Raw genomic sequence first — 25280 nt, forward strand, 5'->3', positions numbered from 1 at the left:
GCCTTTCCGTATATTCATCCCAAATCAGGCAACTTGCCTCCTACGAATCGGTGATGTGATCCCGTTCACCGTCCCCGCTCTTGTCGCATGCGGAAGGCCGTTCTATCGTCGTGATGTATCGAGTCGATACATCAGCGAGAGATAAGGACGAGAGGAGGCGACGATGAGCCGGCGTTCCGGCATCCTCGAGTTCGCCGTACTCGGCCTGCTCCGTGAGTCTCCGATGCACGGCTATGAGCTGCGCAAACGACTCAACACGTCACTGGGTGTGTTCCGTGCGTTCAGCTACGGGACGCTCTACCCCTGCCTCAAGACGCTGGTCGCCAACGGCTGGTTGATCGAAGAGCCGGGCAGCACCCACGAGGACGCCCTGGCCGCCCCCCTCGCGGGACGCCGCGCCAAGATCGTCTATCGGCTGACGGCGGAAGGTAAGGAGCACTTCGAGGAGCTGCTCTCGCAGACCGGCCCCGACGCGTATGAGGACGAGCACTTCGCCGCCCGGTTCGCCTTCTTCGGGCAGACGTCACGCGACGTGCGCATGCGCGTACTGGAGGGCCGCCGCAGTCGGCTGGAGGAGCGCCTGGAGAAGATGCGCGCCTCGCTGGCCCGTACCCGGGAGCGACTCGACGACTACACGCTTGAGCTCCAGCGCCACGGGATGGAGTCCGTGGAGCGCGAAGTGCGCTGGCTGAACGAGCTCATCGAGAGCGAGCGGGCCGGGCGGGACCTCAGGGGTTCCGCGTCCGGGGGGTCCGCTCAGCAGGACACATCATTTGGAGCGACGGGCGGCCTGCCCCGTCCCGGGGACACCCCTGGGACGGATACGCCCGGCGACACCGCCACGTGAAGCCCACTCAGGGCCTCACTCGTACACACAGGGAGCAACCGGAATGGGTTCGGTTCGCGTAGCCATCGTCGGCGTGGGCAACTGCGCCGCGTCGCTGGTGCAGGGAGTCGAGTACTACAAGGACGCCGACGCGGCGTCGAAGGTCCCCGGCCTGATGCACGTGCAGTTCGGCGACTACCACGTCGGTGACGTGGAGTTCGTCGCCGCCTTCGACGTGGACTCCAAGAAGGTCGGCCTCGACCTCGCGGACGCGATCGGCGCCTCCGAGAACAACACCATCAAGATCGCCGACGTTCCGAACACCGGCGTCACGGTCCAGCGCGGCCACACCCTCGACGGCCTCGGCAAGTACTACCGCCTCACTATCGAGGAGTCCGCCGAGGAGCCGGTCGACGTCGTCCAGGTCCTCAAGGACAAGCAGGTCGACGTGCTCGTCTGCTACCTGCCCGTCGGTTCCGAGGACGCAGCGAAGTTCTACGCCCAGTGCGCCATCGACGCCAAGGTCGCCTTCGTCAACGCCCTCCCGGTCTTCATCGCCGGCACCAAGGAGTGGGCGGACAAGTTCACCGAGGCGGGCGTCCCGATCGTCGGTGACGACATCAAGTCCCAGGTCGGCGCCACCATCACGCACCGCGTCATGGCGAAGCTGTTCGAGGACCGTGGTGTGCGCCTGGAGCGCACGATGCAGCTGAACGTCGGCGGCAACATGGACTTCAAGAACATGCTCGAGCGTGACCGCCTGGAGTCCAAGAAGATCTCCAAGACGCAGGCCGTCACCTCCCAGATCCCCGACCGGGACCTCGGCGAGAAGAACGTCCACATCGGCCCGTCCGACTACGTCGCCTGGCTGGACGACCGCAAGTGGGCGTACGTCCGCCTCGAGGGCCGCGCCTTCGGCGAGGTCCCGCTGAACCTGGAGTACAAGCTCGAGGTCTGGGACTCCCCGAACTCCGCCGGCATCATCATCGACGCCCTGCGCGCCGCGAAGATCGCCAAGGACCGCGGCATCGGCGGCCCGATCCTCTCCGCGTCCTCGTACTTCATGAAGTCCCCGCCGGTCCAGTACTTCGACGACGAGGCCCGCGAGAACGTCGAGAAGTTCATCCGCGGCGAGGTCGAGCGCTAGGACCGGCGCTCCTCCGAGAACGCTCCTGCCAGGGCTGTGAGGGTCCCCGGGTTTCCAGACCCGGGGACCCTCCCGCATGTGTGAGGCTGTGCCCCATGCCCGTCGTTCGCGACCTGCGCGTCCTGCTCCGCTTCCGGAACTTCCGGCGCCTGCTCGCCGTACGCCTGCTCTCCCAGGGCGCCGACGGCGTCTATCAGATCGCGCTCGCCGCGTACGTCGTCTTCTCCCCCGAGAAACAGACCTCGGCCACCTCGATCGCCTCGGCGATGGCGGTACTGCTGCTCCCGTACTCCCTCGTCGGCCCCTTCGCGGGTGTCCTGCTGGACCGCTGGCGGCGCCGTCAGGTCTTCGTGTACGGCAACCTGTTGCGCTCCGTGCTGGCGGCGGCCACCGCCGTCCTGATGGTCAGCCAGGTGCCGGACTGGCTGTTCTATGTCTCCGCGCTGTGCGTCACGGCCGTCAACCGCTTCGTTCTCGCCGGACTCTCCGCCTCCCTGCCGCGCGTGGTCGACACCGAGCGCCTGGTGATGGCCAACTCCGTCTCGCCGACCGCCGGAACGCTCGCCGCGACCGCGGGCGGCGGTCTGGCCTTCCTCGTACGGCTGGTGGTGGCGGACTCGGACGCCGCGGTGGTCCTGCTGGGCGCAGCCCTCTACCTGTGCGCGTCCCTCACCTCGCTGACCATGGCTCCCGGACTGCTCGGCCCCGACCGGAACCATGAACTTCCGCACCTCGGTACGGCACTCGTGGGCACCGCGCGGGAACTGCTGGCCGCCGTACGGCATCTGGCCGCGCCGCAGCGCCGGGAGGCCGTCTGGGCACTGCTCACGATGACACTGATGCGCTTCTGCTACGGCGCGCTGCTGGTCATGGTGCTGATGCTGTGCCGGTACGCCCTCTCCTCCAGCCCGGAGGGCGGACTCCGCCTGCTCGGTCTCGCGTTGGGGGTGTCCGGCGCCGGCTTCTTCGCGGCCGCCCTGGTGACACCCTGGGCGGCCGGACGGCTCGGTCCCGGGCGCTGGATCGCCGTGTGCGCCGCGACGGCCGCGGTCCTGGAACCCGCCCTCGGTCTGCCCTTCTCCGCCGGCCCGATGCTGGTCGCGGCCTTCGTCCTGGGGCTGACCACCCAGGGGGCGAAGATCGCCACGGACACGATCGTGCAGTCCTGCGTGGAGGACGGGTTCCGCGGCCGGATCTTCTCCGTTTACGACGTCCTGTTCAACGTCGCCTTCGTCGGCGCCGCCGGAGCCGCTGCCCTGATGCTCCCACCGGACGGCCGCTCACCGGCCCTGGTGGTCACGGTCGCCGTTATCTACGGGGCAGTTGCTGCGGCTATGGCCCGCTTTGAACGCTGGTAAGTGTCACATCAAAGACACAGAGTGCCCCTCGGTTTCAGGGTTGTCAGTGGGAACCGCTAACTTACGTGGGTCTTACCTCGCGCCAGGCGCACTCAAGTTCAGCCATGCGCACCCACGTTCTAGGGGGACCCCAAAGTGACGACTCCGCCGCCCCAGGGCCAGGCTCCGTACCCGCCGCAGGGCGGCTACCCGCAGCAGGGCCAGGCCCCGTACCCGCCCCAGGGCCAGGCACCCTACCCGCCGCAGCCGGGCGCGCCGTACGCTCCGGTGCCCCCGCAGCCCAAGCGCAAGATCGGCTTCAAGACGATCAAGAACATCGTCATCGTCGTGGCCGCGATCGGTGTGGCCATCGGTGGCTACATAGCCAGCCAGGACGATGCGACCACCGCCAAGGTCGGCGACTGCATGCACCGCGGCAGCACCAACGACTCCGACCCGGACCTCGAGGTCGTCGACTGCAAGTCGGCGAAGGCCCAGTACGTGGTGCTGGCCAAGGTCGAGGGTACGTACTCCGGCACCTCGGCCCAGGTCACGTGTGAGACCAAGGCCAAGGACTTCAAGTACGTCTACACCGAGACGAAGAGCGGCAGCGACTTCCTGCTCTGCCTGAACGACTACAAGAAGTAAGGCAGACCTGAAGAGGGGCGGTGTTTCACGTGAAACACCGCCCCTCGGCGCATCTCGGCGGCGGCATGTTTCACGTGAAACATGCCGCCGTTTCACAAGCTCAGCCCTGCTCGGCCCACCACTCCTTGAGTGCCGTCACCGCCGCGTCGTACTCCATCGGCCCGTGCTCCAGTCGGAGCTCCAGCATGTGCTTGTAGGCCTTGCCCACCGTCGGGCCCGGTCCGACGCCCAGGATCTCCATGATCTGGTTGCCGTCGAGGTCCGGGCGGATCGCGTCGAGCTCCTCCTGCTCCTGGAGCTGGGCGATGCGCTCTTCCAAGCCGTCGTACGCCCGGGACAGCGCGATGGCCTTGCGCTTGTTCCGGGTGGTGCAGTCGGAGCGGGTCAGCTTGTGCAGCCGGTCGAGAAGCGGTCCCGCGTCGCGGACATAGCGGCGGACCGCGGAGTCCGTCCACTCACCGGTGCCATAGCCGTGGAAGCGCAGGTGGAGTTCGACCAGCCGTGAGACGTCCTTCACCAGCTCGTTGGAGTACTTCAGCGCCGTCATGCGCTTCTTGGTCATCTTCGCCCCGACCACCTCGTGGTGATGGAACGAGACCCGGCCGTCCTTTTCGAAGCGCCGCGTGCGCGGCTTGCCGATGTCGTGCAGCAGGGCGGCCAGGCGGAGGGTCAGATCGGGACCGGCCTCCTCCAGGGCCATCGCCTGCTCCAGGACGATCAGCGTGTGCTCGTAGACGTCCTTGTGCCGGTGGTGCTCGTCACTCTCCAGACGCAACGCAGGCAGCTCGGGCAGAACGTGATCGGCCAGACCGGTGTCGACCAGGAGCGTGAGGCCCTTGCGTGGGTACACGGACAGGATCAGCTTGTTCAGCTCGTCCCGGACCCGCTCCGCCGACACGATCTCGAGACGGCCGGCCATGTCCTTCATCGCCGTCACGACCTCGGGCGCGACCTCGAAGTCGAGCTGGGCGGCAAAGCGCGCGGCACGCATCATCCGCAGCGGATCGTCCGAGAAGGAGTCCTCGGGCGTGCCCGGGGTGCGCAACACCCGTGCCGCGAGGTCCTCGAGCCCGCCGTGCGGATCGATGAACTCCTTCTCCGGCAGCGCCACGGCCATCGCGTTGACCGTGAAGTCACGCCGGACGAGGTCCTCCTCGATGGAGTCGCCGTACGACACCTCGGGCTTGCGCGAGGTCCGGTCGTACGCCTCCGACCGGTAGGTGGTCACCTCGATCTGGTAGCCGTCCTTCTGCGCCCCCACCGTGCCGAACGCGATCCCGACCTCCCATACGGCGTCCGCCCACGGTCGCACGATCTTCAGTACGTCCTCGGGGCGGGCGTCGGTGGTGAAGTCCAGGTCATTGCCGAGCCGGCCCAGCAGCGCATCGCGGACCGAGCCGCCGACCAGGGCGAGCGAGAACCCGGCCTCCTGGAAACGGCGGGCGAGGTCGTCGGCGACGGGGGCCACCCGCAGCGGTTCGCTCACCGCGCGCTGCTGCACCTGGTTCACGGCAGTGGGAGTGTCTTCATTGGCGTTCGGCACAACAAAAGAGGGTACGTGGCCCGGACGGCCGGGAGCGCCCCCATTAAACGCCCGCGACCATCTCCCGCGATAAGGGTCACAGTCTCCGCTCCTGCGACGTACATCCACTATCCGTTCAATAAGGGACATACGGTGCATGTCGTTCGGGTCTGCCGATCTTGTGGAGCGGACCGCGGCACTTCCCCTCAGCGCACCTCGTTACCATGCCTGGACGCACATTCCGACGACCACTGACGACGAGGGACGGGCGAGCGCGTGGCCGAGGCGGCAGACTTCCAGGGGATGACTCCCTCACCTGCCCGCCGGTGGCTGAGGCGCACCGGGGCACTGCTCGCCGGGGCGCCTCTGCTGGCCGGCCTGCTCCAGCTGTCCGCCGCGACGCCCGCCCGGGCCGCCTCCTCGGACGCGGTGTCCGTCTCACTGGACTCGCTCAGCCCCAGCGTCCCTTCGGACGGGGACACGCTGACCGTCTCCGGCACGGTGACGAACAACGGGAAGCAGTCGGTCACCGGCGCCCACGTGGGCCTGCGCGTGGGCCCGGAGCTGACCATCCGCTCGGCCATCGACAGCGCCGCCGACCGGTCCGACAGCCTCCAGACCTCCCTCGGCTCCGAGGTCGGCGGCAAGTACGTCGCGAAGTTCGCCAAGCTCCCCCCGCACGTCGCCCAGCACTTCAGCATCTCCGTACCGGTCGACAAGCTCGACCTCGGCGAGGACGGCGTCTACGAGCTCGGCGTCTCGCTCTCCGGCCAGACCTCGGCGCAGCCCTGGGAGCAGGTGCTCGGCATCCAGCGGACGTTCCTGCCGTGGCAGCCGGACGAGGCCGACACCAAGACGAAGACGACGTTCCTGTGGCCGCTGATCTCCACCGTCCACATGACGGCGAGGACCGGCGCCGGTGAACAGCAGACGCCGGTCTTCCTCAACGACGACCTGGCCAGGGACATCGCGCCGGGCGGCCGCCTGGCCCAGATGCTGGCCCTCGGCAAGGACCTCGACGTCACCTGGGTGATCGACCCCGATCTGCTCGCCTCCGTGGACGCGATGACGCGCAGCTACCGGATCCAGGGCGACGACCACACCACCACGGCCGGCACGCACCAGGCGGTCGCCAAGCAGTGGCTAGCCGACCTGCAGAAGGCCGTGGCGGACAAGGAGGTCGTCGCACTGCCCTTCGCGGACCCGGACCTGGCCTCCCTCGCCCACAACGGCACGAGCGTCACCGGCTCGCTGAGCCACCTCAAGGACGCCACGGACGTCGTCACGAACACGGTGGAGCCGATCCTCCATGTGAAGCCGACCACGGACTTCGCCTGGCCGGTGAACGGCGCCGTCGACCCGTCGATCATCAAGGTCGCCACCTCGGCGGGCGCGGACAAGGTGATCGCCCGCAGCGACAGCCTCCAGGAGACCGGTGGCCTGACCTACACACCGTCCGCGGCCCGCCCGATCGGCGGCGGCACCACGGCGGTGGTCGCGGACTCACGGCTGTCCAGGGCCTTCGAGGGCGATCTGACGAAGGCGGACTCGGCCACGCTCGCCGTCCAGGAGTTCCTGGCCCAGAGCCTGGCGCTGAACGTCCAGACGGACAAGCAGCGGAACATCGTCGTCGCCCCGCAGCGCATGCCGTCCTCGAGCCAGGCCCAGGCGATGGCCCAGGCGATCGGGGCCCTCCAGGAGGGGAACTGGGTCCAGACCCAGGACCTCACCGCAGCCGCCAAGGCCAAACCCGACCCGAGCGCCACCACGAGGATCCCGTCGACGTCCGCGTACCCCTCCTCGCTGCGCAAGCAGGAGCTGCCCCGGTCGGCTTTCGAGCAGATCGCGCGTACGCAGGACAAGCTCGACAACTTCCAGGTGATCCTCACCGACGAGTCCCGGGTGGCGACCCCCTTCGGGCGGGCCATAAACCGTGCGATGTCCGCGTCATGGCGAGGCCGGACCGTCGAGGCGGTCGGCTTCCGTGCCGGCGTGGAGGCATGGCTCGACGAGCTCACGGACCAGGTCAAGCTGATCGACAAGTCCCCGACCAAGCTGTCCGGCCGCAGCGCCACCATCCCGGTGACCGTGCAGAACAACCTGGTGCAGGGCGTCGACCACCTGGTCCTGCGGCTGACCTCGACCAATCCCACCCGCCTCAAGATCGGCGGCGAGGCATACCAGGAGCAGCGCGTCGCGGTGTCCGGCGGGCACAGCCAGTCCGTGAAGTTCACCACGTCCGCCAACGCCAACGGCCAGGCGACCGTGATCGCCCAGCTGTACACCGAGGACGGCCAGGAGTACGGCACCGAGGTCAGCTTCGATGTGAAGGTCACCGAGGTCACGCCCACCGTGATGCTGGTCATCGGCGGCGGTGTCCTGCTGCTCGTCCTCGCCGGCTTCCGGATGTACACCCAGCGCAAGCGCGCCGCCGCCAAGGAGGCCGAAGAGGACGGCCCCGAGGAGGCGGGGAAGGACACCGACGGTCCCGAGAACCCCGAAGGCCCTGAGGACCGTCTTCAGGAGGAGTCCGACGCCCGCTCCGGGGCAGACGACCCGGAGCAGCCGAGTGACCCGACACCGGACACCGCACCGGAAAGCGCCGACCCGTCCGGGACGGGTGAGAGAGTGGACCGTTGAGCGATGTCGTGGCCGGTGGGCCCGGGGACGATGAGGTGGGGTAACCATGAACGCGCCGTACGAGGGTGACCGTGGCCAGGCCGCGGCCGGCTCGGGCTACCCCGAGCCGCCGCCCGAGCCCGGCCAGGTGCCGCCGCAGCCCGCGGCGGACATGTACCTCCAGGACGCCTACGACCAGGACCCCTACCGGGCACAGGACCTCTCCGCCCAGGACCCGGTCGCCGAGGCGCTCTACGACCGTGCCTCGCACCCTCCGCCGCCGCCGGGCACGTACGAGCCGCAGCAGCCGCTGTACTCCCAGCCGGCCCAGTCCCCGTACGCCCCCGACCCCCACGTGTGGGCCCAGACCCCCGCCCCGGAGCCGGAGCGCCCGGCGCACTACATGCCGTACGGCGACAACCCCCGCACGACCCAGTTCGTGGGCGTGGACGACCTGGTCACGCACTCCGGCGAGGAGCACCACGAGCCGGACGCCTTCGCGCATCTCTTCCGGGACCAGCAGCAGGGCGGCGGGCACCCCTCCATGGAGCCCCCGGCCGTACCGGGCCCGGCCGGTCCGGGCGTCGGCCCGGGTCCTGTGGGGCACTACGCGGCGGCCCCGCAGCCCGCGGTCCCGCAGCACCCGGCCGGCCCGCAGCACCCGGCCGCCCCGTACGCCGCGGCCGCACACCCCGCCGCGCCTCAGGCGGCCGGGGCGCCCGCTCCGGCATCCGCCGCGGCCGCCGCTCCCGGCACCGACTCCGCCCCCGCCGCGCCTGCGGCGAAGAAGGGCGGACGGGCCTCGGGCCTGCTGAAGTCCAGCGCCGTGATGGCGGCGGGCACGATGGTCTCCCGGCTCACCGGCTTCGTCCGCTCCGCGCTGATCGTCTCCGCGCTGGGCGTCGGCCTGCTCGGCGACACCTTCCAGGTCGCCTATCAGCTGCCGACGATGATCTACATCCTGACCGTCGGCGGCGGCCTCAACTCGGTCTTCGTGCCGCAGCTCGTCCGTGCCATGAAGGAGGACGAGGACGGCGGCGAGGCGTACGCCAACCGGCTGCTGACGCTGGTGATGGTGGCGCTGGGCGCCCTCACGGCCCTCGCGATCGTGGCCGCCCCGCTCCTGATCCGGCTGCTGTCCGACTCGGTCGCCAGCGACCCGGCGGCCAATGAGGTCGGTGTCACCTTCGTCCGCTACTTCCTGCCCTCGATCTTCTTCATGGGCATCCACGTGGTGATGGGTCAGATCCTCAACGCCCGTGGGAAGTTCGGCGCGATGATGTGGACCCCGGTCCTCAACAACATCGTCATCATCGTCACGCTCGGCATGTTCATCTGGGTGTACGGCACCGCCGCCGACTCCGGGATGAAGGTCACGAGCATCCCGCCGGAGGGCCAGCGGCTGCTCGGCATCGGCGTGCTGCTCGGCCTCGTCGTCCAGGCCCTGGCGATGATCCCGTACCTGCGGGAGACCGGCTTCCGGCTGCGGCTGCGTTTCGACTGGCGGGGGCACGGCCTCGGCAAGGCGGCCACGCTCGCCAAGTGGACCATCCTGTTCGTCCTCGCCAATCAGGCGGGCGCGCTCGTCGTCTCCCAGCTGTCCACCGCGGCCGGCAAGGCCTCGCCCGTCGACGGCACCGGCTTCGCCGCCTACGCCAACGCCCAGCTGATCTGGGGCCTGCCGCAGGCCATCATCACGGTCTCGCTGATGGCGGCCCTGCTGCCGCGCATCTCGCGCTCGGCGGCCGAGGACGACGCGGGCGCGGTCCGCGACGACATCTCACAGGGTCTGCGGACGACCGCCGTGGCGATCGTGCCCATCGCGTTCGGCTTCCTGGCTCTCGGCATCCCGATGTGCACGCTGATCTTCGGCTCCTCGGGCACCAGCGAGGCCACGAACATGGGTTACATGCTGATGGCCTTCGGCCTCGGCCTGGTCCCGTACTCCGTGCAGTACGTCGTCCTGCGCGCCTTCTACGCCTACGAGGACACCCGCACGCCGTTCTACAACACGGTGATCGTGGCCGCGGTCAACGCGGGAGCCTCGGTGCTCTGTTACTTCCTCCTCCCGGCCCGCTGGGCGGTCATCGGCATGGCCGCCGCCTACGGCCTCGCCTATGCGATCGGCGTGGGGGTTGCCTGGAAGCGGCTGCGGAAGCGGCTGGGCGGCGATCTGGACGGTTCCCGCGTACTGCGGACGTACGCGCGTCTGTGCATCGCCTCGGTGCCTGCGGCACTGCTCAGCGGCGCGGCCTGCTACGGGATCGGACACACTCTCGGCCAGGGCGTCATCGGCTCGTTCGCCGCACTCCTGGCGGGCGGTGCCGTACTGCTCGGAATCTTCTTCGTCGCGGCCCGGCGCATGCGCATCGAGGAGCTCAACTCCCTCGTCGGCATGGTGCGCGGGCGTCTGGGGCGCTGAAGAGGGGGTACGCGCACAACCATCGTCCGCCGCCGTGTGTCGTGCATAGCGGCGGACTGTGGGCACAATTGGATTCGGCGTCGGACAGCGTGCAACGGATGGGGAGGCAGGGACGACGGTGGCGGAACGGAGCACAGCTGCCGTCGACGTGGCAGACAACAGCGGTGACGAGCCGCTGACCGCCAAGGCGGACCAGTCCACGGCCGACGGGGTGGCCCAGAACCCGGAGCTGGACACGGACAGCAACGAGGGACAGGGGAGCGGCGGGACCGATGGCGGTCCCGGGAAGGCGTCACCTCCTGAACTGCACAGCGGTCACAAACTCGCCAGGCGTTACCGCCTGGAGGAGTGCGTCACCCGTCTGGACGGATTCAGTAGCTGGCGAGCGGTCGACGAGAAACTCCGTCGCGCCGTCGGCGTCCATATCCTGCCCGCGGACCACGCACGAGCCCGCTCGGTGCTGGCCGCGGCCCGTTCCTCCGCGCTGCTCGGCGATCCCCGCTTCGTCCAAGTCCTGGATGCGGTCGAGGAGAACGACCTCGTCTATGTCGTGCACGAGTGGCTGCCCGACGCCACGGAGCTGGGCACCCTGCTCGCCGCCGGGCCGTTGGAGCCGCACGACGCCTACCAGATGGTCAGCCAGGTGTCCTCCGCCATGGCGGCCGCCCACCGCGAAGGCCTCGCCCATCTGCGGCTCAACCCGAACGCCGTGCTGCGTGCCTCAACCGGCCAGTGGCGCATCCGGGGGCTCGCCGTGAATGCCGCGCTGCGCGGCATCAGCTCCGACACCCCGCAGCGTACGGACACCGAGGCGATCGGTGCCCTGCTGTACGCGGCACTGACCCAGCGGTGGCCGTACGAGAACGACGCGTACGGCCTGTCCGGGCTGCCCAAGGACATCGGCCTCATCGCGCCCGACCAGGTGCGCGCAGGAATCCACCGGGGCCTGTCCGAGCTGGCCATGCGCGCGCTCGCCAACGACGGTGCCACCGCCTCCCGGCACGAGTCCCCCTGCACCACGCCGGAGGAGCTGGTGAAGGCGATCGGCGAGATGCCCCGCATCCGCCCGCCGGAGCCCGCGTTCGCCGCACCGCCCGAGTACCAGCGCACCACGTACCAGCAGGGCACGTACGGCCGTCCGGCCCCTCATCCCGGCGCCACCCAGCAGCTGACCACGCCGCCGCCCCCGCTGCAGAGCCGCACCGGCAAGGCCCTGAAGTGGGCGGTCTCCGCCCTTCTCATCGCGGCCCTGGGCCTGGGCAGCTGGCAGCTCGCGGACGCTCTGATGCACCAGGACGGCAAGTCCGAGGACACGCCGAGCTCACAGCCGACGGACGACGGCGACAAGGGCAAGGACGCTGCGAAGCCCAGCGCGCCGATAGAGATTCAGCACGCCCAGGAGTACGTCGCCAAGGGCGGTGCCCAGCATCCCGGCGACGTCAGCAAGACCTACGACAACAGCACCTCGACGTACTGGAAGACCAGCACCTTCCTGGAAGGGCCGTCCCTCGCGCCCTACAAGCCGGGCGTCGGCATCGTCTACGACCTCGGCTCGGCCAAGGAACTCGCCACGGCGAGCATCGGGCTTCGCTACCCTGGCGATCACACAACGGTCGAGCTGTACGCGGCCGACTCGCTGACCCCGGCGTCGTTGGATTCGATGGACAGGATCGGCAGCGTCACGACCACCGGGACGACCGCGACGGTGAAGGTCAGCAAGAAGGTGAAGAGCCAGTACGTCCTCGTATGGCTCACCGCCGTGCCGAAGTCGGGTCCGGACCCCGAGGCGTACTCCCAAGACGGCTACAAGCAGGCCATCACCGAAGTGAAGTTCAGGGGCTGACGTCCCAGCGGAGGCGGAGGGGGCAGATGGCGGAGGGCGCCGGATACGACGGAGTGAGCGACCAGAACCTGCTCGCCCGCCATGTCGAAGGCGACCCCGATGCCTTCGGTGAGATCGTGCGGCGGCACCGGGATCGGCTCTGGGCGGTCGCGCTGCGGACGCTGGGGGACCGTGAGGAGGCCGCTGACGCGGTCCAGGACGCTCTGGTGTCCGCCTACCGGGCTGCCCATACCTTCCGGGGCCAGTCGGCCGTCACAACGTGGCTGCACCGGATCACGGTGAACGCCTGCCTGGACCGTGTCCGCAAAGCCGCCTCCCGGAAGACCGCTCCCGTCGACGACACCGAGCGTCTGGAGCAGCTCCTCGAGCCGCACGAGTCGGCCTCGGCGCCGGCCGAGCGGAACGACCTGCACCGCCAGCTCCTCGAAGCCCTCGGCACACTTCCCCACGAGCAGCGTGCGGCCCTCGTCCTGGTGGACATGCAGGGCTACCCCGTGGCGGAGGCGGCCCGCATCCTCGATGTGCCGACCGGAACGGTGAAAAGCCGCTGCGCTCGGGGTAGAGCAAGGCTGCTGCCCCTGCTCTCCCATCTCCGGCCGGAAAACGCCGCTGACGGGACAAAGCCGGACCCGGGACGGAACCGGGCGCCGGGGACATCCGTCCCACCGGCAGCGGGTCCTCAGAACAGAGGTCCGCACACCACGGGGCCGAGCGATTCAGCTGCAGTGAAGGGCGGAGGTGGGCGAGCGTGACTTCCACGACGGACACGACCGGGCACCCGGACGTCGCCGAGATCTCCGACCTCACCGAAGGCCTGCTCCCGCCCGCCCGCACCACGGACGTACGGCGCCATCTGGACGCCTGCGAGCTGTGCACGGATGTCTACACATCACTGGAGGAGATCCGGGGCCTCCTGGGCACGCTGCCGGGCCCGATGCGGATGCCCGACGACGTCGCGGGGCGTATCGATGCCGCCCTCGCCGCGGAAGCCCTGCTGCAGGCCACCACTTCGGAGTCCGTGGACACGCCGGTCATGGTCTCCGCCTCCCCTGCGTTGTCGGACGAGGACGCCGAGTCGCGTGTTTCACGTGAAACATCGGCCTCGGTGGACCGACCCGCCGGACGCCCCCATGCGGCGACCGGACCGGGTCGTAAGGACCGTGGGCGTGGCCGACGGCGCCGGACGGTCGCCCTGGGAGCCGTCTTCACCGCTGCCCTGCTGGGGGCCGGGTCGTTCTTCCTGGAGTCACTGGGGAACGACCAGCCGACCACCGCGGCGCACGACGCCTTCTCCAGCGGAAACCTCAAGGGCCAGGTGACGGATCTCCTCACCACGAAGAAGGGCTTGCATCGAGGCTCCGACAGCCAGAAGCCCCGGCTGGGTATCGAGTCGGACACCGATACACCCGGGTCGACCGCCAAGACCCTCATCCAGCCGCAGATCCAGGTCCCCGGCTGCGTGCGGCAGGGCATCAACAACGCCGGCAATGTCCTGGGCGCCCAGAAGGGAACGTACGAGGGAACAGATGCGTACCTCGTCGTCCTGCCCGACGCGGGCGACAACGCGCGGGTGACGGCGTACGTCGTCGACGCGACCTGTGTGAGCAGGGAGGCGGCCGCCCCGGGCAAGGTCCTCCTCACCCAGTCCTTCGCGCGTCCCTGAGCGACTGTTCTTCGTCTCGGCCGAGCATGGTCAATCCCCGCCCGTGTGACACCCCGTGTGCCCGGACACACCGGGAATGCGGGACCCTTAGGATCCGTTGGGTGGGGTGAGGGTTCCGAAAGGGACTCCCACCGGTCGACTGACACAGACCAGAGACGAGGAATCAAGCCGTGAGCGACGTCCGTAACGTGATCATCATCGGCTCCGGGCCCGCCGGGTACACGGCGGCGCTCTACACCGCGCGCGCGTCGCTGAAGCCCCTGGTGTTCGAGGGCGCCGTCACCGCGGGTGGTGCGCTGATGAACACCACCGAGGTGGAGAACTTCCCCGGCTTCCGCGACGGGATCATGGGCCCCGACCTCATGGACAACATGCGCGCCCAGGCCGAGCGCTTCGGCGCCGAGCTCATCCCGGACGACATCGTCTCCGTCGACCTGGCCGGTGAGATCAAGACCGTCACGGACACCGCGGGCACCGTCCACCGGGCCAAGGCCGTCATCGTCACCACCGGCTCCCAGCACCGCAAGCTCGGCCTGCCCAACGAGGACGCCCTCTCCGGCCGTGGTGTCTCCTGGTGTGCCACCTGCGACGGGTTCTTCTTCAAGGACCAGGACATCGCAGTGATCGGCGGCGGTGACACCGCGATGGAGGAGGCCACCTTCCTCTCGCGCTTCGCCAAGTCCGTGACGATCGTCCACCGCCGGGACACCCTGCGTGCCTCCAAGGCGATGCAGGAGCGCGCCTTCGCCGACCCGAAGATCAAGTTCGCCTGGCACAGCGAGGTCGCCGAGATCCAGGGCGACCAGAAGCTCTCGGGCCTCAAGCTCCGCAACGTCAAGACCGGCGAGCTCTCGGACCTGGCGGTGACGGGTCTGTTCATCGCGATCGGCCACGACCCGCGCACCGAGCTGTTCAAGGGCCAGCTGGACCTCGACGAGGAGGGCTACCTGAAGGTCGCCTCGCCCTCCACCCGGACCAACCTGACCGGCGTCTTCGCCGCGGGTGATGTGGTCGACCACACCTACCGTCAGGCGATCACCGCGGCCGGCACCGGCTGCTCCGCCGCTCTCGACGCCGAGCGTTTCCTCGCCGCCCTCGCGGACGGCGAGAAGGCCGAGCCCGAGAAGACCTCCGTCTGATTCCCCTTCCCGCCCCACCGCACGATCAAGTTAAGGAGCCCGCCGTGGCCGGCACCCTGAAGAATGTGACCGACGACTCCTTCGAGCAGGACGTCCTCAAGAGCGACAAGCCCGTCCTGGTGGACTTCTGGGCCGCCTGGTGCGGACCGTGCCGCCAGATTGCGCCGTCCCTCGAGGCGATCGCCGCCGAGCACGGCGACAAGATCGAGATCGTCAAGCTCAACATCGACGAAAACCCGGCTACGGCCGCCAAGTACGGCGTCATGTCCATCCCGACCCTGAACGTCTACCAGCACGGCGAGGTCGCCAAGACGATCGTCGGTGCGAAGCCGAAGGCCGCGATCGTCCGCGACCTTGAGGACTTCATCGCCGAGTAGTCGCCTGGGCCGTCGAGGCGACGGCGGATGTTTCACGTGAAACACGAATGGGCCAACCCGGAAGGGCTGGCCCATTCGACGTTTCCAGAGGCTCTTAGAGCGGCCGCAGCACGGGTTCCTTCTGCACGGCCCCCAGCAGCCGGTCGATGGCCAGCTCCACGTCTTCCTTCCAGGAGAGCGTCGACCGCAGTTCCAGCCGCAGCCGCGGATGGGTGGGGTGCTGCCGGACCGTCTTGAAGCCCACGGCCAGCAGGTGGTCGGCGGGCAGGAGACAGGCCGGCTCCTTCCAGCGGGCGTCCCCGAACGCCTCGATCGCCTTGAAGCCCCGTCGCAGTAGATCCTTGGCGACCGTCTGGACCATCACTCTGCCGAGCCCCTGCCCCTGATAGCCGGGCAGGATGAAGCCGGTCATCAACTGCACGGCGTCTGGGGAGACAGGGCTCGTGGGGAACGCGGTCGAGCGGGGGACGTAGGCGGGCGGCGCGTAGAGCACGAAGCCGACCGGTGCGTCGTCCACGTAGACCACGCGGCCGCAGGATCCCCAGTCCAGCAGAACAGCGGAGATCCAGGCTTCCTTCTCCAGAGCGGGGGTGCCCGCCCTTACCGAGGCCTCACCGCTGACGGGGTCCAACTCCCAGAAGACACACGCGCGACAGCGCTTGGGAAGGTCCTGAAGGTTGTCCAGCGTGAGCGGTACGAGCCTACGCCCCATGAAGGCTGTTCCTCGCTTCCTTCGCCCGCGGCATCGCGAGCGGCTGTCAGAGCGCTGCGTTCCCTGAGCAGACTGCCGACGAAGCCGCCGACCGCGCCCAAGCCCAGGCCCGCGCTCACCAGTCCGGTACGGCTCATCGTTCGCATGGCCCCCGCCTCCCACTCAGAGGTGCTGCCAGGTGGATGCGCCAAACCCGATCGCATCGTATCCACGATGCGATCGCATCGATACCGCCTGAAAGCAAAGAGCGGATCGTGTTCCGGTACGCACCGGACACCATCCGCTCAACTGCCTGAACAAGCGAGTCCCCATCAAGGAGGACCGCCCACGGCTCAGTCCTCCGCCTCCTCGGGCAGATCGTCCTGGACGCCCCTCTGAAGGACCGGCCCCTCGCCCGGGGCGAGCGTGCCGAGGATTCGCTCAAGGTCTTCCATGGAGGCGAACTCGACGGTGATCTTGCCCTTCTTCTGGCCCAGGTCGACCTTCACCCGCGTCTCGAACCGGTCCGAAAGACGCGTGGCGAGCTCGCTCAGCGCCGGGGAGACCCGGGCACCGGCACGCGGTCCCTTGGCGCGCTGTGCCGTCTGAGGCCGCGAGCCCATGAGGGTCACGATCTCCTCCACGGCACGCACCGAGAGCCCCTCGGCCACGATCCGGTGGGCCAGGCGGTCCTGCTCCTCCGAGTCCTCGACGGACAGCAGTGCGCGAGCGTGCCCGGCGGAGAGCACACCGGCGGCTACCCGGCGCTGGACCGCGGGTGAAAGCTTCAGCAGACGCAGAGTGTTGGAGACCTGCGGACGGGAGCGCCCGATGCGGTCCGCCAGCTGGTCGTGCGTGCAGTTGAAGTCCTTCAGCAACTGGTCGTAGGCGGCTGCCTCTTCCAGCGGGTTCAGCTGGGCGCGGTGCAGGTTCTCCAGGAGCGCGTCCAGGAGGAGCTTCTCGTCCTCCGTGGCCCGCACGATCGCGGGGATCGCCTCCAGGCCGGCCTCACGGCAGGCCCGCCAGCGCCGCTCGCCCATGATGAGTTCATAGCGCGCGGGGCCGAGCTGCCGTACGACGACGGGCTGGAGGAGACCGACCTCCTGGATGGAGGTGACCAGCTCCTGCAGCGCGTCCTCGTCGAAGACCTCACGGGGCTGGCGCGGGTTAGGCGTGATGGACTCGAGGGGGATCTCGGCGAAGTGTGCCCCCACGGGAGGCGCGGGCGTCTCCGCGAAGCCGTTCACCGACGGCTCCTCGGTTTCATGTGAAACAGGCGGCAGCGTGGCCACCTTCGCCGCGGCCACCCCACGGTCGCTCGCCAGCACCGGAACCGCTGCGGGGGACGCGTGAGCCGCACCACCGATCGCGCTCTGGGCCGGGGTCTTCTCCGTCGGGGCAGCGGGGATCAGTGCGCCGAGTCCACGGCCCAAACCCCTCCGTCGCTCGCTCACTGGATCCCCTCCACCATGCTTGGGTTGTTCTGGGCGCCGATGTGGGCCTGCGTCGGGTCATAGCTGACGCCGACACCCTTCAGCGCGATTTCTCGGGCGGCCTCCAGATAGGAGAGGGCACCGCTCGATCCTGGATCGTAGGTCAGCACCGTCTGCCCATAGCTGGGCGCCTCGGAGATACGGACCGACCGGGGAATGCTAGTCCGCAGCACCTCGTCACCAAAGTGGCTGCGCACCTCGTCCGCCACCTGAGAGGCAAGACGCGTCCGGCCGTCGTACATGGTGAGCAGGATCGTCGAGACATGCAGGGCGGGGTTGAGGTGGCCCCGCACCAGGTCGACGTTGCGCAGCAGCTGTCCCAGGCCCTCCAGAGCGTAGTACTCGCACTGGATCGGGATCAGGACCTCCTGCCCCGCGACCAGAGCATTGACCGTGAGCAGACCGAGAGAGGGCGGGCAGTCGATCAGGATGTAGTCCAGCGGCTGCTCGTACGACTGGATCGCGCGCTGCAGCCTGCTCTCCCTGGCCACCAAGGACACCAGCTCGATCTCCGCACCGGCGAGATCGATCGTGGCGGGGGCACAGAAGAGACCCTCGACATCCGGGACCGGCTGTACGACATCCGCAAGAGGCTTGCTCTCGACCAGCACGTCATAGATGGAAGGAACATCGGCGTGATGGTCGATCCCCAGAGCAGTGGACGCATTGCCCTGTGGGTCGAGGTCGATCACCAGGACGCGGGCGCCATGCAGGGCCAGCGAAGCGGCAAGGTTGACGGTTGTCGTCGTCTTGCCCACACCGCCCTTCTGGTTGGCAACGACGATGACCCGGGTCTGCTCCGGTCGTGGCAGTCCTTCGCCGGCGCGGCCCAAAGCCTCCACCGCCAGCTGGGCAGCACGACCGATCGGAGTGTCGTCCATCGGAGGCGGTGTTTCACGTGAAACATCCGCCCCCATCGATTCGGTACGGGGACCGGGGACCGGATCGGTCATCGGTCCCGCGATGTTGGCGTCGGACCGCAAGGATTCACTCTCCTCGACTTCAGGCTCGCAATGAACAGAGCCTCCCATGTCTTCGGGGTCGTGAACCAGTGAGGCCTGTTGTTCTGTGGAGAAATCCACCTCTGTGGACAACTCCGATACCTCTCCGAGTGCCCCGAGAGGCCTGCGGTCGCGGGGTTCGGCCGCAGCGCGGCCGCGACTGATGATGCCGTGCAACAGTGAGCGACGTTTCACGTGAAACACGATGCACAGCGGCCGCGGCCGGGCCCTCACGACACTCCGGGATGCATGGGTCTGGCAGCTTGTGTGGAGTACGTCTCGTCCGCAGGACGGATCAGCGCCGTCGGCGTGCCCGCCCCGTACGGGCAGCCTTCGCCCGCTTCGCCGCGAACCGAACACCACCGGGGCTCTCCCCGACCTCGACCCGCACCACCGTGGACAGCGGGTCCACGACGCCTTCACCCACGTGGAGCACGGATGTCTCCACCGCCCCGAGCTTGCTCAGCGCGGTGGCAGCGCTCTTGAGCTCTTCCTCGGCGGTGTCACCCTTCAGGGCGAGCATCTCGCCGTACGGCCGCAGCAGCGGGATGCCCCAGGTGGCCAGTCGGTCCAGGGGAGCCACGGCCCGTGCCGTCACCACATGGACCGGCGGCAGCTTGCCCATGACCTCCTCGGCACGGCCACGCACGACTGTGACGTGATCCAGGCCCAGGAGCTCGACGACCTCGGTGAGGAAGGTCGTACGACGCAGCAGCGGCTCCAGGAGCGTGATCTTCAGGTCCTCGCGGACGAGCGCCAGGGGAATGCCCGGCAGGCCCGCGCCCGAGCCGACGTCGCACACCGTCACCCCCTCGGGGACGACTTCCGAGAGCACCGCACAGTTCAGCAGGTGGCGCTCCCACAGGCGGGGTACTTCCCGCGGGCCGATCAGACCACGCTGCACGCCCGCCTCGGCGAGCAGTTCCGCGTAGCGGACCGCATCGGCGAAGCGATCACCAAACACCTCCCGCGCCTGTTCGGGCGCAGGGGGGAGCTCCGCTGCCTCCGTCACGGGGACCGTCCTTCCGTACAGCGCCGACGCACCGAGCGCCGACCACCAGAACTACCAGGCTGACAAAGTTCGGCCCCGCCTGCGCAACAGACGGGGCCGGTGGAATGTGGAGACCGATCAGGCGGGCAGCACGACGACGAAGCGCTGCGGCTCCTCGCCCTCCGACTCGCTGCGCGCCCCCGCGGCCTTGACCGCGTCGTGCACGACCTTGCGCTCGAACGGGGTCATCGGCTTGAGCTTCACGGGCTCGCCGGAGCTCTTGACCTCGGCGGCGGCCTTGGCACCCAGCTCGGAGAGCTCGGCCCGCTTCTTGGCACGGTAGCCCGCGATGTCCAGCATCAGCCGGCTGCGGTCACCGGTCTCCCGGTGCACGGCCAGTCGGGTCAGCTCCTGCAGAGCCTCCAGCACCTCGCCGTCACGGCCGACCAGCTTCTGCAGGTCGCGGCTGCCCGCATCGCTGATGATCGACACGGAGGCGCGGTCGGCCTCGACGTCCATGTCGATGTCGCCGTCGAGATCGGCGATGTCCAGCAGACCCTCGAGGTAGTCCGCCGCGATCTCGCCCTCCTGCTCCAGGCGGGTCAGGGTGTCTGCGCCCTCGGCAGCGGCGGAGGTGGTGCCTTCCGTCACGGGATGGACTCCTTCTTACTTCTTGGACGGGGACTTGGGCCGCTGCGGACCCTTGCGCTGACCGGACTGGGCCTTGCTGCGGGACCCAGCACCGGGCTTCGGGTCCTGCTTGGCGGCGGGCTTGGCGTCCTGCGGCTCGTCGGACTTCTCCAGCGAGGTGGTCGGCGTGGGATCGTCGGCCTGCTTCGGGCCGCCGGACTGCCGCTGCGCCTTGGTCTGGCGCTTGGGCTGCTGGCGTCGGGGAGCGGCGGTCGTGCCGTCCTCGGACACGGCGGCGGCCTGGCTCTCGCTCTTCACCACGGTGCCGTCGGCCTCGGCAGCGAGGCCCGCCTTGTTCAGGGCGTTGATGAACTTGCGCTCGAACTCGTTGCGGTCACGGCCCTTGGCGACGATCGCCTTGACGATGGTCTTCTCGCTGCGACGACGGGTCTTGCCGTGGCTCGTCACGTGCTTGGTCAGACGCTCCAGGTAGGCGGCCTGAGCCTTGGAACCCGGGGTCGGGTTGTTGTGGATGACGTACATCTGCTGGCCCATGGTCCACACGTTGGTGGTCAGCCAGTAGACGAGGACACCGACGGGGAAGTTGATACCGAACACGGCGAACATGACCGGGAAGACGTACATCAGCATCTTCTGCTGCTGCATGAACGGCGTCTTCACCGTCGTGTCGACGTTCTTCGTCATCAGCTGGCGCTGCGTGTAGAACTGCGACGCCGACATCAGGACGATCATGATCGCGGTGACGACCCGGACGTCGGCGAGGGAGGCACCGAGCGACTCCACCTTCGCCGCGCTGTCCGTGAACTTCGCGGCCAGGGGAGCACCGAAGATGTGCGCCTTCTGTGCGCTCTCCAGGAGGCTCTGGTTGATGACACCGATGGTCTGGCCCGACGCGATGCCGTTGAGCACGTGGTACAGGGCGAAGAAGAACGGGGACTGCGCCAGGATGGGAAGGCACGAGGAGAGCGGGTTGGTGCCCGACTCCTTGTACAGCTTCATCATCTCTTCGGACTGACGCTGCTTGTCGTTCTTGTAGCGCTCCTGGATCTTCTTCATCTCGGGCTGGAGCGTCTGCATGGCCCGGGTCGCCTTGATCTGCTTCACGAAGAGCGGGATCAGGCAGATGCGGATCAGGATCACCAGAGACACGATGGACAGGCCCCAGGCCCAGCCGGTGTCAGGGCCGAAGATGGCGCCGTACACGGTGTGGAACTGGACGATGACCCAGGAAACGGGTGTCGTGATGAAGCTGAAGAGGCTGGCAATCGTGTCCACTAATCATGCTCCTTGGGCATGGGACGAGGTCTCTGCGGCCGGGCTCGAAGGGGGCTCGGAAGGGAGCTTCCCGTCGATGGCCGGTTCGGCGGCGGAGGGCCCGCCCCTGCGTGCGCGCCAGGCGCCGCGCAGCATTTCGTGCCACCGCGGGCGCTTGCGCGGCGGAACATGGTCCACACCGCCGAGCGACCACGGATTGCACCGGAGGATGCGCCAGGCCGTGAGTGCCGTTCCCTTGATCGCACCGTGCCGGTCGATGGCTGTGTAGCCGTAGTGGGAGCACGACGGGTAGTACTTGCACACCGGCCCGAGCAGCGGACTGATCGTCCACTGGTACAGCTTGATCAGGGCCAGTAGTGGGTACTTCATCGCGCGCCCCCTCCCAGCAGCCGTTGAAGGGCGGCGTCCAGGTCTCGGGCCAGCTGTGCATGGTCTGCGTCACCCGCTCCGGGCAGCGCTCGTACGACTACCAGGCTACCGGGGGGAAACAGGGCGACTCGGTCACGCATCAGATGGCGAAGTCTGCGCTTCACTTTGTTGCGTACGACCGCGCCACCGACTGCCTTGCTCACGACGAAACCCGCACGCGTCGAGGGAGCGCTCTCCCCAGGCGCGTGCGGGTCCGTGGCACCGCTACGAAGGTGGACGACGAGAAGCGGGCGGCCAGCCCGACGACCCCGTCGTACCGCGGTCGCGAAGTCCTCGCGCCGCCTCAGCCGGTTCTCGGTGGGCAGCACGACGTCATGACCTGATCGGGATCAGGCGGACAGGCGGGCGCGACCCTTGCTACGGCGGGACGCGAGAATCGCGCGGCCGGCACGGGTGCGCATACGCAGCCGGAAGCCGTGGGTCTTCGCGCGACGACGGTTGTTCGGCTGGAAGGTGCGCTTGCTCACTCGGGGGCTCCAGTAAGAATCGGGTAGTTGCGGGGTGCCGTCCTGGCTGTCACCGTGCGCCCACGAGTAGCTCGCGTTACGCCCGAGTGCACCGCTTACCGATCACCTTCAGTGACCTGTGCCCATCGGAGGCAGGCGGCAGCAGCCATCGACAACTCGACCTGGTTACGGTACGCGCGGCTGCGCCATCCGGTCAAACCAGGGGTCACGGAGAGACACTATCCACAGGCTGGGGACAACAACTTGAACCGCACGGGCCGCGCTGACTACCGTGACTGAACTCCGATTCGTTCCTTTATCCCCGGCCGAGCGGGGTTCCTCCCGCCCGCCCACCCGAGTTACATCCCGACCCGTCCTCGAACCACACGTTCGTGGGACCTGTGAGAGAGCGTGCCCTGTGGCTGACGTACCTGCCGATCTTGCCGCAGTGTGGCCACGCGTACTGGAGCAGCTCCTCGGTGAGGGCCGCGGTCAGGGTGTCGAGGCGAAGGACGAGCACTGGATCCGGCGCTGCCAGCCCCTCGCGCTGGTCGCGGACACCGCTCTGCTCGCCGTACCGAACGAATTCGCGAAGGGCGTACTGGAGGGCCGTCTCGCCCCGATCGTCAGCGAGACCCTGAGCCGCGAGTGCGGCCGCCCGATCCGCATCGCGATCACCGTCGACGACTCCGCGGGCGAGCCCCCGGGCCCGCCGGCGCCCCCCTCCCAGCCGCAGTCCCGCTACGAGGAGCCGGAGCTCCCCACCGGGCAGTACGACGGCTACGGCCGCCACCGCGCCGACCAGCGGCAGGGCGGCGACCAGGGACCGCGCCCGGACCAGCTGCCGACCGCCCGCCCCGCCTATCCGTCCGAGTACCAGCGCCCCGAGCCCGGCGCCTGGCCGCGCCCGGCCCAGGACGAGTACAGCTGGCAGCAGCCCCGCCTCGGCTTTCCGGAGCGGGACCCCTATGCCTCGCCGTCTCAGGACTCCTACGGGCCACCGTCACGCGACTCGTACGGTCCGCCCTCGCAGGACTCCTACGGCTCACAGGACGCGTACGGCGCGGGCAAGGATTCCTACGGTTCGGGCCAGGACTCGTACGGCTCGCCGTCCCAGGACTACCGCCCGCAGTCGATGGAGCGACCTTCCTACGAGCAGCAGCGCTCCGAATACGACCCGTCACGCATCGACTACGACCAGCGCGACACCGGCCGCCGTGACCTGCCCGAGCCGTCCGGCTCCGGTCAGGCGCACCGCGGGGGTCCGGGCGGCTCCGGGCGGCCGGCGACCGGTGCTCCCGGCCCGCTGGCCGCGCAGCCCGCGCCGGCGACCGGTCCGGGCGAGCCGACAGCGCGGCTGAACCCGAAGTACCTCTTCGACACGTTCGTCATCGGCGCCTCGAACCGCTTCGCGCACGCGGCCGCGGTCGCCGTCGCCGAGGCGCCCGCGAAGGCGTACAACCCCCTCTTCATCTATGGAGAGTCGGGACTCGGCAAGACGCACCTGCTGCACGCGATCGGGCACTACGCGCGCAGCCTGTACCCGGGCACGCGCGTGCGCTATGTGAGCTCCGAAGAGTTCACCAACGAGTTCATCAACTCCATCCGCGACGGCAAGGGCGACAGTTTCCGAAAGCGCTACCGCGAGATGGACATCCTGCTCGTCGACGACATCCAGTTCCTGGCGGACAAGGAATCGACGCAGGAGGAGTTCTTCCACACCTTCAACACGCTCCACAACGCGAACAAGCAGATCGTGCTGTCCTCCGACCGGCCGCCCAAGCAACTGGTCACGCTGGAGGACCGGCTGCGGAACCGGTTCGAGTGGGGTCTGATCACCGACGTCCAGCCGCCCGAGCTCGAGACGCGCATCGCGATCCTCCGCAAGAAGGCGGTGCAGGAGCAGCTGAACGCCCCGCCGGAGGTGCTGGAGTTCATCGCCTCCCGCATCTCGCGCAACATCCGCGAGCTGGAGGGCGCGCTGATCCGGGTGACCGCGTTCGCGTCGCTCAACCGGCAGCCGGTGGACCTGGGCCTGACGGAGATCGTCCTCAAGGACCTGATCCCGGGCGGCGAGGACTCGGCGCCGGAGATCACAGCGACGGCCATCATGGGGGCGACGGCGGACTACTTCGGCCTCACGGTCGAGGACCTGTGCGGCACCTCGCGCGGCCGCGCCCTGGTCACCGCACGCCAGATCGCCATGTATCTGTGCCGTGAGCTCACCGACCTGTCGCTGCCGAAGATCGGCGCGCAGTTCGGGGGCCGCGACCACACGACCGTGATGCACGCGGACCGCAAGATCCGCGCGCTGATGGCCGAGCGGCGATCCATCTACAACCAGGTCACCGAGCTGACCAACCGCATCAAGAACGGCTGACCGCCACCCCCCTCAGACGACGAAAGGCGCCCCCGGAAGTACCTCCGGGGGCGCCTTTCGTCGTTCCACCGAGGTTCCGGCCGTCGCTCGTCAGCAACCCGATGTTCGATTACCAGCCGGGTTACGGCCGCTCTCCACAGATTCGGTGACTTTCTTCCGTCCACATCCTGGGGACTGTGGAGTTGTCCAGATCGTGTCCACAGCCGACCCTGTTGAAAGACCATCAGACCAGGTCACCAGGTTGTGGATTGGTGGACGAAGGATCTCCACAGACTGTGGACGAAGGAAAGATCCACAGGCTGTGCACGGAGTTGTCCACCGGCAGCCCACAGGCTGAGGCCGGTTGTCCCCAGCGATCCCCAGCTTCTCCACATGGCTGT

22 protein-coding genes are annotated in these 25280 nt (G+C 68.6%); 12 read left to right on the forward strand and 10 right to left on the reverse strand.

Annotated elements, in window-relative coordinates; genetic code table 11:
* Positions 1-163: 163 nt before the first annotated feature.
* The 4 genes from Q8A52_RS29820 to Q8A52_RS29835 all read left to right on the forward strand — a co-directional run bounded on the left by Q8A52_RS29820 (position 164) and on the right by Q8A52_RS29835 (position 3958).
* A complete protein-coding gene (locus Q8A52_RS29820; protein ID WP_316756985.1) occupies positions 164-847 on the forward strand; it encodes a PadR family transcriptional regulator in 684 nt (227 codons plus the stop codon).
* Between the two features lie 43 nt (positions 848-890).
* Positions 891-1973: an inositol-3-phosphate synthase gene (locus tag Q8A52_RS29825; protein WP_316756987.1), complete on the forward strand. Its 1083-nt coding sequence runs from the start codon at positions 891-893 to the stop codon at positions 1971-1973.
* A gap of 95 nt (positions 1974-2068) precedes the next feature.
* Complete coding sequence (locus Q8A52_RS29830) at positions 2069-3331, forward strand: MFS transporter (protein ID WP_316756989.1); 1263 nt, start codon at positions 2069-2071, stop codon at positions 3329-3331.
* A gap of 135 nt (positions 3332-3466) precedes the next feature.
* Positions 3467-3958: an LppU/SCO3897 family protein gene (locus Q8A52_RS29835; RefSeq protein ID WP_316756991.1), complete on the forward strand. Its 492-nt coding sequence runs from the start codon at positions 3467-3469 to the stop codon at positions 3956-3958.
* Positions 3959-4058: 100 nt separating this feature from the next.
* On the opposite strand, the gene Q8A52_RS29840 is transcribed toward Q8A52_RS29835, so the two are convergent.
* Positions 4059-5501 (reverse strand): CCA tRNA nucleotidyltransferase, encoded by a 1443-nt coding sequence (locus Q8A52_RS29840; protein ID WP_316756992.1) that lies wholly within the window; start codon positions 5499-5501, stop codon positions 4059-4061.
* Positions 5502-5756: 255 nt separating this feature from the next.
* On the opposite strand from Q8A52_RS29840, the gene Q8A52_RS29845 reads away from it, so the two are divergent.
* From Q8A52_RS29845 to trxA, 7 genes are all read left to right on the forward strand, one after another.
* Positions 5757-8120: a DUF6049 family protein gene (locus tag Q8A52_RS29845; protein ID WP_316756994.1), complete on the forward strand. Its 2364-nt coding sequence runs from the start codon at positions 5757-5759 to the stop codon at positions 8118-8120.
* A 46-nt stretch (positions 8121-8166) separates the two neighbouring features.
* Positions 8167-10521: a murein biosynthesis integral membrane protein MurJ gene (murJ, locus tag Q8A52_RS29850; protein ID WP_316756996.1), complete on the forward strand. Its 2355-nt coding sequence runs from the start codon at positions 8167-8169 to the stop codon at positions 10519-10521.
* 118 nt (positions 10522-10639) lie between these two features.
* Positions 10640-12364, forward strand: coding sequence for a protein kinase family protein (locus Q8A52_RS29855; protein WP_316756998.1), 1725 nt, complete (start codon positions 10640-10642; stop codon positions 12362-12364).
* Positions 12365-12390: 26 nt separating this feature from the next.
* Positions 12391-13116 (forward strand): RNA polymerase sigma factor SigM, encoded by a 726-nt coding sequence (gene sigM, locus Q8A52_RS29860; protein WP_316757000.1) that lies wholly within the window; start codon positions 12391-12393, stop codon positions 13114-13116.
* Positions 13113-14027, forward strand: a complete 915-nt coding sequence (locus tag Q8A52_RS29865; RefSeq protein WP_316757002.1) for an anti-sigma factor — start codon at positions 13113-13115, stop codon at positions 14025-14027. Before sigM ends, Q8A52_RS29865 begins: the two co-directional genes overlap by 4 nt.
* A gap of 170 nt (positions 14028-14197) precedes the next feature.
* Positions 14198-15166: a thioredoxin-disulfide reductase gene (gene trxB, locus Q8A52_RS29870; protein ID WP_316757004.1), complete on the forward strand. Its 969-nt coding sequence runs from the start codon at positions 14198-14200 to the stop codon at positions 15164-15166.
* 44 nt (positions 15167-15210) lie between these two features.
* Positions 15211-15543, forward strand: coding sequence for a thioredoxin (trxA, locus tag Q8A52_RS29875; RefSeq protein WP_316757006.1), 333 nt, complete (start codon positions 15211-15213; stop codon positions 15541-15543).
* A 94-nt stretch (positions 15544-15637) separates the two neighbouring features.
* Here the strand turns inward: trxA and Q8A52_RS29880 are convergent, their stop codons facing one another.
* From Q8A52_RS29880 to rpmH, 9 genes are all read right to left on the reverse strand, one after another.
* Positions 15638-16255: a GNAT family N-acetyltransferase gene (locus tag Q8A52_RS29880; RefSeq protein WP_316757008.1), complete on the reverse strand. Its 618-nt coding sequence runs from the start codon at positions 16253-16255 to the stop codon at positions 15638-15640.
* Positions 16256-16587: 332 nt separating this feature from the next.
* Entirely contained in the window at positions 16588-17688 is a 1101-nt protein-coding gene (locus Q8A52_RS29885; protein ID WP_316757009.1) for a ParB/RepB/Spo0J family partition protein, read from the reverse strand.
* Positions 17685-18758 carry a ParA family protein gene (locus Q8A52_RS29890; RefSeq protein ID WP_316757234.1) on the reverse strand — a complete coding sequence of 358 codons (1074 nt, stop codon included), beginning with the start codon at positions 18756-18758 and terminating at the stop codon, positions 17685-17687. Before Q8A52_RS29890 ends, Q8A52_RS29885 begins: the two co-directional genes overlap by 4 nt.
* A gap of 265 nt (positions 18759-19023) precedes the next feature.
* Positions 19024-19740 (reverse strand): 16S rRNA (guanine(527)-N(7))-methyltransferase RsmG, encoded by a 717-nt coding sequence (gene rsmG / locus Q8A52_RS29895; RefSeq protein WP_316757011.1) that lies wholly within the window; start codon positions 19738-19740, stop codon positions 19024-19026.
* Positions 19741-19857: 117 nt separating this feature from the next.
* Positions 19858-20370, reverse strand: coding sequence for a Jag family protein (locus tag Q8A52_RS29900; RefSeq protein WP_316757013.1), 513 nt, complete (start codon positions 20368-20370; stop codon positions 19858-19860).
* A 15-nt stretch (positions 20371-20385) separates the two neighbouring features.
* A complete protein-coding gene (gene yidC / locus Q8A52_RS29905; RefSeq protein WP_316757015.1) occupies positions 20386-21645 on the reverse strand; it encodes a membrane protein insertase YidC in 1260 nt (419 codons plus the stop codon).
* Positions 21646-21648: 3 nt separating this feature from the next.
* Positions 21649-22014 (reverse strand): membrane protein insertion efficiency factor YidD, encoded by a 366-nt coding sequence (gene yidD, locus Q8A52_RS29910; RefSeq protein ID WP_263210605.1) that lies wholly within the window; start codon positions 22012-22014, stop codon positions 21649-21651.
* Entirely contained in the window at positions 22011-22382 is a 372-nt protein-coding gene (gene rnpA / locus Q8A52_RS29915; RefSeq protein ID WP_316757018.1) for a ribonuclease P protein component, read from the reverse strand. Before rnpA ends, yidD begins: the two co-directional genes overlap by 4 nt.
* A gap of 21 nt (positions 22383-22403) precedes the next feature.
* Positions 22404-22541 (reverse strand): 50S ribosomal protein L34, encoded by a 138-nt coding sequence (gene rpmH / locus Q8A52_RS29920; RefSeq protein ID WP_003956500.1) that lies wholly within the window; start codon positions 22539-22541, stop codon positions 22404-22406.
* A gap of 427 nt (positions 22542-22968) precedes the next feature.
* Between rpmH and dnaA the strand changes: the two genes are divergently transcribed.
* A complete protein-coding gene (gene dnaA, locus Q8A52_RS29925) occupies positions 22969-24900 on the forward strand; it encodes a chromosomal replication initiator protein DnaA (protein ID WP_408649278.1) in 1932 nt (643 codons plus the stop codon).
* Positions 24901-25280: the final 380 nt, after the last annotated feature.

Source organism: Streptomyces herbicida (genome assembly GCF_032656585.1).
In the GTDB taxonomy this organism is placed as follows: domain Bacteria; phylum Actinomycetota; class Actinomycetes; order Streptomycetales; family Streptomycetaceae; genus Streptomyces; species Streptomyces herbicida.

Bases quoted from the DNA above. Each gene is read 5' to 3' on its own strand.
- yidD (WP_263210605.1), bottom strand. From the start codon at position 22,014: ATGAAGTACCCACTACTGGCCCTGATCAAGCTGTACCAGTGGACGATC.
- Q8A52_RS29890 (WP_316757234.1), bottom strand. From the start codon at position 18,758: ATGGGAGGCTCTGTTCATTGCGAGCCTGAAGTCGAGGAGAGTGAATCC.
- Q8A52_RS29880 (WP_316757008.1), bottom strand. From the start codon at position 16,255: ATGGGGCGTAGGCTCGTACCGCTCACGCTGGACAACCTTCAGGACCTT.
- murJ (WP_316756996.1), top strand. From the start codon at position 8,167: ATGAACGCGCCGTACGAGGGTGACCGTGGCCAGGCCGCGGCCGGCTCG.
- sigM (WP_316757000.1), top strand. From the start codon at position 12,391: ATGGCGGAGGGCGCCGGATACGACGGAGTGAGCGACCAGAACCTGCTC.
- Q8A52_RS29825 (WP_316756987.1), top strand. From the start codon at position 891: ATGGGTTCGGTTCGCGTAGCCATCGTCGGCGTGGGCAACTGCGCCGCG.
- Q8A52_RS29820 (WP_316756985.1), top strand. From the start codon at position 164: ATGAGCCGGCGTTCCGGCATCCTCGAGTTCGCCGTACTCGGCCTGCTC.
- Q8A52_RS29830 (WP_316756989.1), top strand. From the start codon at position 2,069: ATGCCCGTCGTTCGCGACCTGCGCGTCCTGCTCCGCTTCCGGAACTTC.